At 36.3% G+C, this 13,549-nt stretch carries 11 protein-coding genes; 1 reads left to right on the forward strand and 10 read right to left on the reverse strand.

Annotated elements, in window-relative coordinates; all coding sequences use genetic code 11:
- Positions 1-233: 233 nt before the first annotated feature.
- From WQ54_RS09440 to WQ54_RS09450, 3 genes are all read right to left on the reverse strand, one after another.
- A complete protein-coding gene (locus tag WQ54_RS09440) occupies positions 234-1,244 on the reverse strand; it encodes a DUF3231 family protein (protein ID WP_046515453.1) in 1,011 nt (336 codons plus the stop codon).
- Between the two features lie 248 nt (positions 1,245-1,492).
- On the reverse strand, positions 1,493-1,966 hold the full coding sequence (locus WQ54_RS09445) for a hypothetical protein (protein ID WP_084821925.1): 474 nt from the start codon (positions 1,964-1,966) through the stop codon (positions 1,493-1,495).
- A 74-nt stretch (positions 1,967-2,040) separates the two neighbouring features.
- Positions 2,041-3,096, reverse strand: coding sequence for a DUF3231 family protein (locus tag WQ54_RS09450; protein WP_046515456.1), 1,056 nt, complete (start codon positions 3,094-3,096; stop codon positions 2,041-2,043).
- 497 nt (positions 3,097-3,593) lie between these two features.
- Here WQ54_RS09450 and WQ54_RS35230 point away from each other — a divergent pair, with 497 nt between their 5' ends.
- Positions 3,594-3,728, forward strand: coding sequence for a hypothetical protein (locus WQ54_RS35230; RefSeq protein WP_269431558.1), 135 nt, complete (start codon positions 3,594-3,596; stop codon positions 3,726-3,728).
- A 261-nt stretch (positions 3,729-3,989) separates the two neighbouring features.
- On the opposite strand, the gene WQ54_RS09455 is transcribed toward WQ54_RS35230, so the two are convergent.
- From WQ54_RS09455 to WQ54_RS09485, 7 genes are all read right to left on the reverse strand, one after another.
- A complete protein-coding gene (locus tag WQ54_RS09455; protein ID WP_046515459.1) occupies positions 3,990-6,581 on the reverse strand; it encodes a glycosylhydrolase-like jelly roll fold domain-containing protein in 2,592 nt (863 codons plus the stop codon).
- Positions 6,578-7,264, reverse strand: a complete 687-nt coding sequence (locus WQ54_RS09460) for a YesL family protein (protein WP_046515461.1) — start codon at positions 7,262-7,264, stop codon at positions 6,578-6,580. Before WQ54_RS09460 ends, WQ54_RS09455 begins: the two co-directional genes overlap by 4 nt.
- Before the next feature lie 80 nt (positions 7,265-7,344).
- Positions 7,345-8,847 (reverse strand): ABC transporter substrate-binding protein, encoded by a 1,503-nt coding sequence (locus tag WQ54_RS09465; protein WP_046515464.1) that lies wholly within the window; start codon positions 8,845-8,847, stop codon positions 7,345-7,347.
- Between the two features lie 54 nt (positions 8,848-8,901).
- On the reverse strand, positions 8,902-9,786 hold the full coding sequence (locus WQ54_RS09470; protein ID WP_231597492.1) for a carbohydrate ABC transporter permease: 885 nt from the start codon (positions 9,784-9,786) through the stop codon (positions 8,902-8,904).
- Between the two features lie 15 nt (positions 9,787-9,801).
- Positions 9,802-10,758, reverse strand: coding sequence for an ABC transporter permease (locus tag WQ54_RS09475; protein WP_369094755.1), 957 nt, complete (start codon positions 10,756-10,758; stop codon positions 9,802-9,804).
- 586 nt (positions 10,759-11,344) lie between these two features.
- On the reverse strand, positions 11,345-12,472 hold the full coding sequence (locus WQ54_RS09480) for a Gfo/Idh/MocA family protein (protein ID WP_046515468.1): 1,128 nt from the start codon (positions 12,470-12,472) through the stop codon (positions 11,345-11,347).
- Between the two features lie 12 nt (positions 12,473-12,484).
- On the reverse strand, positions 12,485-13,369 hold the full coding sequence (locus tag WQ54_RS09485) for a sugar phosphate isomerase/epimerase (protein WP_046515472.1): 885 nt from the start codon (positions 13,367-13,369) through the stop codon (positions 12,485-12,487).
- Positions 13,370-13,549 lie beyond the last annotated feature (180 nt).

Genomic DNA, 13,549 nt, shown 5'->3' on the forward strand with positions numbered 1-13,549 from the left:
TTTGTCCAAAAAAATCGTTCTATAACTAAATAATAACAAAATATTTGTAATAATATAAGTTTATTGTAATAGTCTGCCTTCGTCAAGAAAGCGATCCACATTCGGCTGTTCTTACCATCATTTTAATACTTTCCTATACCTATTACAATTTTGATTGCTAACCAATGAAAATCAATTTGAGAATAAAAAAACCTTGCCAACACAAGGTTACCAAGGCCTTACCTAATGATTTATTAATGTTTTTTAACTAATTCATCCCTATCCAATGCACGTGGCGGCTCTTCTAACCAACCATTATTAATCATTAGATTCGCTCCATCTTCTGCATATAATGCAACATCCCTTCCGAGGCTTGCGTAGCTAACAGCTATATCTCTTCTAGGGCTTGAAGAAGTGCCCGCTCCGTAATATGTAAGACTAATTGCTGTTAAAGCTGTTGTATAAAACATCATTAATTTATCTGAAAAAGTAAAGTTTGTAGAGGCTGTTACATCTGCATCCCAAGTGGTGGGAGCAGGAAGATCCTCTTCTTTCAGAATATTCCCTAACTTTTCACAGTGTTGTTTTGCGATGTCTTTCCCTCTTATGAAGTATTGTCTTACCTCTTTTGATTGAGCGACCTGACTAAATCCCATTAAAGTCGCAAGCCCTAAAGCATTTCGTTCATAATTTCCAAAAATATTTGTAATCTCTATTGCAGTTAATGGCCTCTTATCAAAGTAACCGCTAAGAAATTTTTGCTTCTTTACAAAGTCAATTTGCTCAGGAAATTCTAAATAAGGAGATCTAACGTATAAACCTTTTGCTAAAAGGACTTCATTCGTTTGGCGAAGCAATTCAGCAGATTCCTTAAAACATTCATTAAAGAAACTGAAAACATCAGCCCGTACAGCCAGCGCTATCCCCATACTATAGGCATTTAATCCAATTCTGCCCATCTGGAGTAAATATTGCAAGACATAACTATCTGAAAATAAGCTAGGTGCATTTACATCCACATCTTCTTCTAATTTAAATGCAGATGGGATCGGAAATTTTTCTTTATTCATGATTTCCGTTAACGTCATAATATGTGCTTGTGATAGCTTTAAAGCATGCTCGATTACCGGTTTAACTTCTTCATCTTCGGCTTTGTTCAAAAAATAAGATAGTTGGCAGATTGCTGCACGATCATTCATATAAGCTGACCAGAGCTGTGAAATTTCTGCAGCTGTCAGCTTGATTACTTTTCCGTCTATTTTCATGCAATCAGGTCCCCCTTTACTTTAGAGTGGCTCCTTAAAAAAATATTCTAATTAAATTTTTCCGCTTATTTTAATAAGTTACACATATAAATATTTACCAATATCTAAATAATCATTTATTCTTTATAAGCAAAAAAAAGACTTAACTCTCAAAGGTCAACCCTATCCTGACTTCAGACAAAAAACCTGATAACAAATTGGTTAACAAGCCTTTTTCTTAGTGGGATGAACTTCAAGCTCTATAGGGATCAGCCTTTTTGTTTACTGCGAAATGTCAGGATCTTTTTTATCACCAATCCCGTCACCACACCTGGAATAACAAATAACATTGGTAAAAAAATAGGACCTAACAATACACCAAAAATTTTAACCTTCGTAGAAAGAATCACTCCTACAGTTACAAAATACGCAGCAAAAACAAATGGCAAAAATAACAGTGAAGAATCTTCTTTTCCGTCAGATACATCCTTAACAGCATCCCACATCGAAAAAAAATATAAACAAGGGTAAAACATAAGCCATTGAAAATCGATTTGTTCAATGGAGGTATGAATATCTCCAAGAAAACTTGAAATGATTGCAATATTAAAGTTGGCTTGGATATTCACAAAAAGCTCTAAAAATATAAACAATATCCCTTTTAGATATTGGCGATTCAAAAGCTGACCAAACCCAGGGAAGGCTATAGACCAAAACAATCTTTCAAACATTTCCTTATTCACATTTTTAGCATCCTTCTTTCTTTTTTATCAAAACAATAAATGAAGAAATCATTTTAACAAAAGAACAAGTTATATTACATTTGATTCCCTTGTGAGGATTTAGAAAGTTCTTTTCTATCAGGGGCGGTAAAAGGTTCTTCAAACCATCCAAGCTCGATCATCATATTTAATCCATCATTGTTAAACTTTCCGATTAGTGGAATAAGCTTAATAAACTCTGCTGCTAAGTCATGCCGTAACATTTGTGAAAGAGCAGCACCAAAGTTTTGTACAGCAATGTTTCCTGCTAATGAGCAATGATACATCATTAGTTTATCTGAGAAGGGAGAAGTGGTTGAATCCGTTATATGTGCAGCCATTAGCATAGGAGCAGGCAGATCTTGACTTGTTAAATGCTCAGAAAAACTCTGGATTTGATTCCCAGCTAATTCAGCTCCTTTTTGAAAATATTTTCTGATTTTTTCCGAGGATGCAACCTGACTGAACCCTAGCATTAATGATTTACCTAAGATATTCGTATTTATGTTATATTGCAAATGCTTGATTTCATTTGCTGTAAGCGGGCGGTCTCTACCTGTAATAATGGATATGAAGCTTTTTTTCTCTACAAAATCAACTTTTTTAGCATATGGTATAGTCGGGGGACTAATATCAACGCCTTTTAAAAGTAATAAATGCACTCCTCTTTCATAGGTTTCAGCTGAATCATTCATACTGTTTCGAAAATAATTCATCGTATCTTGCCGTGTTGAACAAGAGTAAGCATTTCCATATGTTAATAGAGCCGCACTCGCCATTTGAACAATATAAAAGACCATGAACATATCACTGAAGATACGAGGAGCGTCTTTTCGAACATCCTGCTCCCCGAAACCGACAGGAACAGGTATATTCTCCATCTTAAAAATACCTTGAACTTCCTTTACATGTCTACGTGAAAGAGCTAATGAAAATTCAATATAATCTTTAATTTCATCATCCTCCACTACTTGGAGATAGTGCTCAAACATGCAACAAAATAAAGTATCCCCAAGATAATTACTGAACAAATCAGCTAATTCCGAGGAAGTTAACTGCTTGTTTTGCTGATGTTCCTCTAATTCCGTTTCAACAAATGAATTTCTTTCCATTTTGCCCCTCCTTTATCTGTTTGTATTATCTGTAAATATAGGGAAAATATTAGAGTTGATTTAATTGGAATATTTTAACAAATAAAAAACGCGTAATCAAATGTTCATTGACGCAAATGAATGAGTAATCACTATGATGAGGAAATGATCAGGAGGTTAACGTAGCAAGAATATCTAATCCTATTGATTCAGATTAAAGTAGTTGGCGCCGCCGCTGGTCAGCTTCAGGTCTGTTGTAATTATTTCTAAAAAGAAAAGCGATTCACACTGGACTTTTTCCTTTTTGAACATTTAATGAACATTTCGTTACACATTTTTGTCATTTCGACAATATAAAACAGGAAGAAAATCTTACCATTTATTAGAATACAATGGATTTCTATTTTAATATGAATACAAGATGTTCTTACTCAAGGTACAAGGATCAAAGCTTCTCACATTCCCCTGTGTGTTTTCATAATCCTTGTACCTCTTTTTTATAAAGGATGGTGTTAATAATGAAACATTTTGTCTTTACTATTGATTCAGATGAACTTGTCATTAAAGCGAATAGTATTCTGGAAGCTGTTGAACAAGTAAAGAAAATGGTTGGGGAAAATCAACACTTGGCCTTTAAGGGAATTAAGTATTGATCCACTTACATTTTGAATATTCACCATAGGTATACGATTCAAGGGTGCAAGGAGCTGCTTCACTCTCCTCTAATATGTTTTGTCCAGCGGCAAACGAGCCTTCCTTGTGCCCGTTTTATTTTAAAGACCTTTGAGGGACTATACCCCCTGACCCCTTTCTTGTCAAAATTGGTTTCAGAGAGATTTTATCCTTATATAAAACTTGGGTTCATATTATCATCTTGCCTGTTGCTGAAATTTTTTAAAAAAACTCGTTGCATTCTAATAATATAACCGAACTGGACCAAGTAAACCACTTGGTTCTTGTTGTGCGAACTGTGATAGAAAATCACGTTGCGCTTTTACAAGAGTGTTAGTAACCTCTATGATTAAAGTATTAACCCCTTGTTTAACGAATCCTTCAATATCTAAGCGATATGGTGGACAAATACGTATCCCTACATGATCTCCGTTTAACCATACATCAGCGGTTTCGAAAACATCTCCAAGATCAATCTGAATAGGCATTGCTGTTTGATTCCACACAAACTCTATTTTGTAACGAAACGTCCCAGTAAAGGATGGAAGTTCTTCAGAAAGACTCAAATTCTTTAAAGTATTCATTTCTTTCCAAACCTGAAAGGCAGGATATTGCTCGGACGTTGTAATACTAACTTCCCAATTCCCCTTAACTTCCATTCCCCGGTCAACTTTAGGCTGTTGAACGACTGGAATGTTTTTCATTTCTTCTCCAATTAACATAATGACAGACTCATAAGGAGCAAGACTCAGATTAATCTTCATCCCTCCTTCAGTTTCAATTACCTTCGGTTCCTTCATCACATTGTTAATTGGATCGTAAAACAGCACTTTTCCTTGATTTTGCAACGTCACTGTTGTCTCAACTGAATTGTATGGATGTTCATTAAAAAACATGTACCCATCAACATCACTGTATTCTACATGATAATATCGCAAATAAGGTTGATAATTTTCTACCTTCACCTCATAAAACCCTTTTTCTCTCATAAATCGTATGAGATGTTCAAGTTCAATCTTCCAAACCATAGGATGTGTTGTAAGTTTCTTAAGTGTTTCGGAAACATGTTCTTGTTCGCATGCCCGAACAGGCAATTCCGCTATAAATAGTACAGGCAATCCCTCATCAGCTAGGTCCTCTAGCCGCTTTAGTAAAAGAATAGGCAAGGCTTCACTATAAGGAATAATTAAGCAATCGAATGACTCTTCTAGTACTTTTAATTTTCCTTTTGAAACAGAAGCCGATGTTAAAATAGTATCAATCGGCAAAATATCACAATCAATTTGATTTTGTAATAGTTGCTTAACAGGTTTTTGGAAAGGCATATATTCACCTGACCATTCAGCTTCTGCATGATATAATACAGCGGCACATGCAATATGATTGCCTCCAGAGAGAAGATGACTAACACGATTTGTATATTGATTAAGTACTTTATAATAACGGTATTGCGGGTTTTTCCCGCGTGCATACATATGTGGAGGACAATCATGATCTGGAAATTCCTTCGGTGAAAATGCGTGTGGTACAAAATAGTTCACACCACGCACAAGCATATGATCTGTCAGCCATTTCATCAGCTTCAAGCCCTCAGCCCAACCATATGCACCAAAAACTTCTGCCATTGTACGTCCCTTCTTCTTTGGATCAATATGACTAAGTGAAACCGCCATTTTTGCCATACCATAGTGAAAAAATTCACTATCTGTTTCACCGGCAATCCATGTAAAAGGTACTTCATCAAATCCAGGGACAATTTGCCATAAAACAACATCAAGTCCTGACATATCTTGGCCCCATAAGGCGCGGAAGAAATGTCCGGCACCGCTCCCCAAACGAGTATGAACATTATTATCTTCTAGTACATGCCCAATGTATTCTACATTCCGCTCACGGCACCAATCTCCAATTTGCTGTGTAAATCTTTCTCCATAAAGTCTAGTAATGATACTCATGTATGTATAACGGACAAAAGCCGCTTTTTCTCCATCATGCCATAAAAGTGGTAAATACAGTCTATAATCATCACCAAGCTCTTTCTCTAAGAGTTCTAATAAATCAGGGCTCCATGGAAGAGGAACGTTCTTTTTACCAAGCTTTGAATCAAAATTAAAGGTATCCTTATCATTATAAAAACCAGGTTCGTCTGAGAAAAATCCTGCAAACGTAGAACCGAAGTCTTCTCGGTAACGCTCATAAAATGCCTCATGTACCGTATCTATCAACACTTTCACGGATTCAGCAACTAGTGGATTAAGATAATTTTCTTGCTGTTTACTTCCACCTGTTGTGGTCTCAATTAGCAAAAAGATTCGCCAATATCCTCCTGGCAGATCCCAATACAATACACCGTCTTGAACAAATGACGTAACATCAATATATTCTTTATCTAATTCCCCTGTTGCGTGGTCACGTTTTACCGCTATTACACCTACTAGAGTCCCTTCTCCTTTACTAACTAGAAAAGATGCATGTTTCATCGGACCAACAGCATCGATATGTGCTTCTGTTAAGAACAAACGTCGAAGCTCTTTCGGTGCATCTACTATTCTTCCTGCAGCATGACCGGTAGGAAAATGATCATCATCAAGGAACCAAACCTTCATTCCCCTTCGCCTAGCTTCATCCATAATCACATCTATGTCCTGCCACCACTTAGGTCCTAAAAAATCAGGATGTGGTCTTGCTTCAACACATACAGCTTTTATGCCAGATTCATCTATTTTTGCCATCTCTTCACGCAGTACCCCTTCTTCTTCGCCATGTTGCCAAAAAAAGGGTAAAATATAATTTGCTTCTTGTCCCTCTAAAAGATCCTTGATACGCGAATTCATCCTTTCACTCCTTCAACTGCAGAAATATCCTTCCTCTTACTTGCTACAAAACGAGAAAAAGCGAGATTTGGAGATGGTATTGCTTTTGTTTCTGAAGTAAGCTTTAAAAATTTCAGGTTTGCAAACCAGTATGTGATAAATGCTGAAACACTAAAAAAGAAGAATACTAGAAAGAAAGAGTAGGTAATAGATAAATAGAGCCAGCATAATAAGATAATGAAGTTTGCTACTGTAAGGGAAAATCGGTAAAGCCCAAACTTACATGCAGTTATAAAAAGTTCTTTAAATGTATACGGGCTATTCACCATTAATGGGAAGATATAGAAAACTGTGACAATAAAAAAAAAGCTAATAAAGCTCACACTACTAAAAATCAATAAATTCATGCTTGTATCAAATATGGTTAGTAAATAAAAATCTCCTAATAATACGAAAACAATAATCGTAATGGACAGCCCAACAGAAAAACTTTGTTTCAAGTTCTCCTTAAACAGTCGTACATAAGTTTGAAAAATTGGCGGTTCTTTTTTATTAACCCACTCTCTAACAACACCAAATAGAGCTGCTACAGCAGGAAAAATCGTTATGATGGCTAAACAACTAACTAAAAATAATAAATTTAGTAAAAAGAAAGAATAGATCCATAGGCAAATTCGATATAGCTTTCCATCAATACGAACCATTTCAATCACCTCTTTGTCTCTAATACACTGACTTTTAAAAACGGTCCTAATGGCTTTAAGCCTTTAGGACCCTTTTTAGATTATTTATTGTTCATTGCCCATTCATCTAACTGCTTTTGTTTTTCTTCAATCACGATGTCAATTCCGGCATCCTTAAGTGCTTTAAGAAACTTCGGTAAATTGACTTCAGGATCGAGTGTACCTGTCTCAAGTCCCCGCTGGTATTGTGTTGTGACGTTATTGATTGCAGCTAATTCTGTTTTTACAGGCTCTGGATTGTATGTGAATCCAAGTGCTTTAGATCTCATTGCACTATTATTAAACTCTTCTAGCTTTTTATAAATATCTGGATCTTCGCCATTAAATGTATAAGATAATAATTGGTTACCGAACATCCAAGCTTGATTGATTCCATAGGGTGGTTTTGTTGGATCTGTGCCTTCAGGATACTCAATAACATTGTCTGATTTTTTTACATAGTGTTTTCCTTCTACTCCCCAGTCCATTAAATTAATAATCTCTTTGTCGGTGTAGAGCAGATTTAAGAATTTCATTGCTTTTTCAGGATTTTTTGAGTTTTTGGCAATCGAAAAGTTAATAGCCGCAACCTGGCTGGTTGTCATAACTGGTGCTAATAATTCTGCGCTTGTCATTGGCTTTGTCGTTATAACAGATTCCTGTCTGTCAGCCCCAGGTTTTAAGTTAGCTTGCCATGCAAAGCCTGTTTCAGCCTTTACAAAAGTTGCTGCAGGTTTTTGGTTTGTTGCAGCATCTTTAACGATATATCCTGCTAAATACCATTTTCTCATCCGGTCTAATAGCTCTTTATACTCTGGTGTTTCAAACCAGTTTACTACCTTTAATCCATTATCAAACCCAGGCAGCACACCAATCCCATCACCTAAGCCATCATACATACCAGGCATAAGGCGGGTCAATGGACTATTTGTTCCATCCATTACAAGCGGTGTCATATTTGGTTCATTTTCTTTGATCGTTTTAAACACTTCTTCAACTTCATCAAATGTTTTTATTTTTTTCGCATCAATCTTATATTTTTCCAGAATATCTTGACGCATCATAAATCCATACGATGCTGCCATATCACGAATACTTGGAAGTGCATATACTTTTCCATCAACAGATGCAGCCTTTAGATAGTCTGGGTCCATTACATCCACAATACCTTGACCTTGATTTGCTAATAAATCATCTAGGGGAAGTAAGAACCCTTTCGAAACCTGAGTCCCCATCGTGCTGCTTGTAGTCATAATAATATCTAGCTGATCACCACCAACAAGCGCTAAGTTACTTTGCTGAGTCCATGCTGCCCAGCTTGTTGTTTTAATCTTTACTGTTGCATTAATTTTTTCTTTTGTAATTTTATTGATCTCCGTTACCACTTCATCTAACCCTTGTTCAGTCCCATTGATAGGGAATAACATGGTGATTTCGTATGGCTCATCAGAATGACTGCTGCTGCTGTTACTCGAACTAGATTTGTTTGAACAGCCTGCTACTATCATAGATAATGCCATAACTGCTACTAATAAGTATTTAAAGCTTCCCCTTATCTTTCTCATTTTCATCCCCCTGTATGTTTTTATCTATGCTCACCGGTTTTATACCGGTATAGCCTATTTTACGGCACCAATGGTTAGTCCCTTTACAAAGTATTTCTGGAAAAATGGATAGGCAATCATAATCGGCAATACTCCTACAAAAGCCATTGCCATTTGAACAGTTTCTGTCGGAATACTGGATAGTGCCTCACTGGCTGCTGTAGAGCCCATACTACTGCTGCTTAAAAATTGTATATCTAATAAAATCTTATTTAATAAAAACTGGACGCTGTAGAGATCGGGATTGTTAATATAAATCAAACTATTAAACCAGTCATTCCAGTATAAAAGTGCTTGGAATAATCCTACTGTTGCAAGTACTGGTGTAGACAATGGCAGAATGATTTTTGAAAATATCTTAAATTCACCTGCTCCATCCATGTATGCTGATTCTATTAGCGAAAAAGGTATGGATTGCTCAAAGAATGTTCTCATCAAAAACACATAAAAGGCGTTCATCAGGAAGTTTGGCAAGATAAGCGCCCATATCGTATCCTTAATATCTATTAATTGTGTGTAAACTAAATAAGTAGGAACTAACCCGCCATTAAATAGCATCGTAAAGAATACAAACATCGCAAGATAGTTACGAAGCGGTAAATCTTTGCGTGATAACGGATAGGCAATGAGTGATGTTAGAGCAAGCCCCAAGGTTGTCCCGATAATGGTAACTAGTGCTGTAACACCGTAGGCATTTCCGATCATTGACATATTGGTAAATAAGAATTCATAGGCATCCAAACTTAGTTTACTAGGAACAAATGAATACCCTTCTTTCAGAAGTACCTTTTGATCTGTTATAGATGACATGAACAACAGAATAAATGGTAAGATACATGCAATTACAGCGCTGATTAACACAATATGTGCTAACCAAGGTGTTTTATTTAATTTGTTCAAAGGGATCACCTCCTATTAAAATAAAGCATTTTCCTTGCTTCTTTTCCGGACAATATAGTTAGAGATTAAGACAAGGGTAAATCCAACTAATGATTGATACATACCTGCTGCAGATGACATACCAATATCACCTGTGTTTAACAATGCGCGATAAACATATGTATCTATAACATCTGTCGTTGACTGGATTGCACCAGCGTTAAGCGGCACTTGATAGAATAATCCAAAGTCTGCATAGAATATGCGACCAATGGCTAATAGCGTCATAATCGTAATAATCGGAACAATCATTGGAATCGTAATATAACGTATTTGCTTCCACTTACTTGCACCATCAAGATCAGCAGCTTCATAGTATTCCTTATCAATTCCAATTATTGCTGCTAAGTACACAACACTTAAGTAACCAATGTTTTTCCACATATTGACGATCGTTAAAATATATGGCCAATATTTGGATTCACTGTACCAAGAAATAGGGTCCATTCCCATCATCGGTAAGACCGTTCTATTAATGAATCCATTTTCAACACTAAGCAGGGCAAATACTAAGAAACCGACAATAACGGTTGAAATTAAATGTGGCAAGATTACTACACTTTGATAAAAGCGAGCAGCGATCTTATTCTTTATTTCATTCAAGAAGATTGCTAACCCTAAAGCAAAAATAGTATTAAGGATAATAAATAGAGCATTGTAGAATAACGTGTTTCTTGTAATAATCAGGGCATCCTTTGTTTTAAAAAGATATTCGAAATTTTTTAGGCCCACCCATTCACTACCGAAAAAGCCATCAAGTGCATTGTAATTTTTAAATGCAATGACAATTCCAAGCATTGGCAAATAGTTGTTAATTAATAGATAAATGATTCCTGGTAAGGTCATTAAAAAAAGGATACTGTAGCGCTTCATCTTTTTGGATTTCGTTCTTCGGTTAACACCGACCTCTTCTTTTGAAGTAGACATCCCCATCCTTCTCTTCTTAACGATTAATTCTGCCATATCAATACTCCCTTCTTATTAGTTTGCTATCCTCTTACTATCCTTATCATACAAGAGATGCAAGCCCTTACCTACCGTAGTAATGACATCTTACTAACACTAATCAGACCTAAATATCGGGAAACTCTTCGTTTTTTTCCGACATATTAATAGAGATGAATATGTCTTTTTTCATAGGCTTTTCCTAAATTTCTGTTTCTAGTTTTCCGTATCACAAGCTCTTAACAGATTTAACCATATATGCGGTGAATTTCCCATAGAATGCTTCTTTGAGACAAAACCTTGGAAGGGATTTGTTGAATAGTCCCATACAATCCTCCTAAGCAATTGTCATAATAGTACTGGTATTAAATGTTTTTTCTTTTCATTTAAAGAAAGAACCAGCTTATGATCGGAATACATATACTTTTATAATTATGGGTATTCAGGAAAAATTTAACGGCCTTTTCCCAGTTGAATACCGAGAAAAGGCCGCACCTTAATATACTCTTTTTTTCATTGTCTACTAGAAAGGGTTATGTGCAATCTCAATCATTTTTTCTTTTATCTATTCACATCATGGTGTAACAGTTTGTGTCTCAAGATTAAATTCAACTGTTTTTCCGGTTCTTGCCGAGGTATAAATTGCTTCTAAAATTTGTGTGACAACGAGTGCCTGTTCAGGTTTTACTAATGGTTCAGTATCATAAATAATACATTCTAGCCATTGCCTTGCCTCTAATACACCTGGATCCTCTGCACTTGAATCAAAATAGGCGATTCCTCCGCCAGTAGCTGGTTTTGTTTCAACTAATTTTCCATATTTCGTACTGTTAAAAACTAATTCCCCTGCACCGGCAGAAGGATTTCCTTTCATCTCTGCACCGCCTTCTGTTCCACACAGCGTGGTCATGGCTTCCTTGACGTCGGTGGTATTTAAAGCCCAAGAGCATTCAAGGATAATCGTTGAACCATCCTGCATTTTAATAAAGCCAAAAGCTGAGTCTTCCACACCAAATGTATCTACGTTCCAAGAACCGAAAGCATTTCCTTCATGCTTATCAGCAAGTTTATGAAAAACGGAACCTGTCACTGATTGAGGTTTATAGTTATCCATGCACCAGAGAGTTAAATCTAAAGCATGTGTGCCGATATCGATTAATGGCCCGCCGCCTTGTTGTTCAACATCTAAAAATACGCCCCAAGTCGGTACAGCTCTTCTGCGAATAGCATGAGCCTTAGCAAAATAAATTTCTCCGAATTCACCAGCACGTGATGCTTTATAAAGCACTTGTGAATCATCGCGGAATCGGTTTTGGTAGCCAATCGTCAATTTTTTCCCCGTCCGTTTCGCTGCATCGATCATTTGTTGTGCTTCCGTTGAGTTAATGGCCATTGGCTTTTCACACATTACATGCTTCCCAGCCTCAAGGGCAGCTACAGTAATAAAGGAATGTTGTAAATTTGGGGTTAGAACATGAACTACATCGATCGATTCATCCTTTAACAGTTTTTTATAATCTGTATAAACGTTTGCGTCACTTGTTCCAAACACTTTTGCTGCTTTTATTGCTCGTTCTTCTACAACATCACAGAAAGCTGTCATTTCTCCTAGATGGCCTAGTTTCGCTAAAGAAGGCATATGCTTTTGATTGGCAATTCCTCCGCAACCAATAATACCGATTTTTAAATTCCCTTTTACCATACAATTCACTCCTTATTTATCGGCTTTTATATATTCTTGAACATATTTCTTCATTACTTTTAAGTCGCTAGCAATACTTTCAAATTTATCTCCAACTGTACCCTCATTTTCTACAATCGCATATCGGACTGTACTCATCTCGTTAATCTTTTGATATGTACTCTCAAAATCTACGATACCAGTTCCAAGATTAACAAAATCGGTTGGCTTCACAACCTCACGATAAATTTTCATCGTTTCCATGTTTTCTTCCGAGCTACTAGCAGAAAATACATTCACGAAGTCTACGTGCAGACCTAAATCCTTTTGATGGATCATATCACAACGTTTTCCTAGGCTTTTAAGTACGCTAATTGGATCATTTCCACCTCTTGTTACCCAGACAAGATCAAGTTCAAATTTAACCATTTCAGGGTCGGTATTTTCTACTAAAAGATTAAATAATGTTTTTTCTCCTCCTCTTCTAAACTCATGCGCATGGTTATGGTAGTAAAAATCCAGTCCTGCTGATTTACACTTTTCAGCAATGATATTCAACTCTTCCGCTGTTTTCAGAGCTTCATCACGACTACTAATAAAAGTCATTGGCATAACAATGGACTGCACCCCAAGCTCAGCGTTTTCATGAATAATTTTGTCCCAGTTCCCATCAACTAATGCCATTCCTGGTGCTACGCCTTCATGTGCTGCAAATGCATGAAAGCCAAGTTCATCAAATTTTTTTTTAATCGTCTGAACTGTAAACACATCTGTAAACCTTTCTCCTGTTGAAAAATTTGCAGAAATTAGCTCAATATTTTTGTAACCAATTTCAGCTACCTTCTCAAGCGTTCCAAAATAATCTTCATTTAACTCCCTAAATACTGAAAATAAGTTAAGACCAATATTGATACTCATTATTTATCCGACCCCTTTCTTTTCCTTTGAATATGTCCAAGTTAGGTATATTCCTCAATATAAATAATAAAGCGTTTTCATTTTTGCTGCTACTGCAATACCGACTGTTTTCTAGCACAATTATGACTTTCATTTGTATATAAAAAAGACACGGCTTTTAGAAAAAGCCGTGTCTTCACC

The organism is Bacillus sp. SA1-12 (assembly GCF_000981385.1).
Lineage (GTDB): Bacteria > Bacillota > Bacilli > Bacillales > Bacillaceae > Metabacillus.

Excerpts from the sequence above, each read along its gene's own strand:
- WQ54_RS09440 (WP_046515453.1), bottom strand. The coding sequence starts at position 1,244 with ATGAAAATAGACGGAAAAGTAATCAAGCTGACAGCTGCAGAAATTTCA.
- WQ54_RS09450 (WP_046515456.1), bottom strand. The coding sequence starts at position 3,096 with ATGGAAAGAAATTCATTTGTTGAAACGGAATTAGAGGAACATCAGCAA.
- WQ54_RS35230 (WP_269431558.1), top strand. The coding sequence starts at position 3,594 with ATGAAACATTTTGTCTTTACTATTGATTCAGATGAACTTGTCATTAAA.
- WQ54_RS09455 (WP_046515459.1), bottom strand. The coding sequence starts at position 6,581 with ATGAATTCGCGTATCAAGGATCTTTTAGAGGGACAAGAAGCAAATTAT.
- WQ54_RS09460 (WP_046515461.1), bottom strand. The coding sequence starts at position 7,264 with ATGGTTCGTATTGATGGAAAGCTATATCGAATTTGCCTATGGATCTAT.
- WQ54_RS09465 (WP_046515464.1), bottom strand. The coding sequence starts at position 8,847 with ATGAGAAAGATAAGGGGAAGCTTTAAATACTTATTAGTAGCAGTTATG.
- WQ54_RS09475 (WP_369094755.1), bottom strand. The coding sequence starts at position 10,758 with ATGGGGATGTCTACTTCAAAAGAAGAGGTCGGTGTTAACCGAAGAACG.
- WQ54_RS09480 (WP_046515468.1), bottom strand. The coding sequence starts at position 12,472 with ATGGTAAAAGGGAATTTAAAAATCGGTATTATTGGTTGCGGAGGAATT.
- WQ54_RS09485 (WP_046515472.1), bottom strand. The coding sequence starts at position 13,369 with ATGAGTATCAATATTGGTCTTAACTTATTTTCAGTATTTAGGGAGTTA.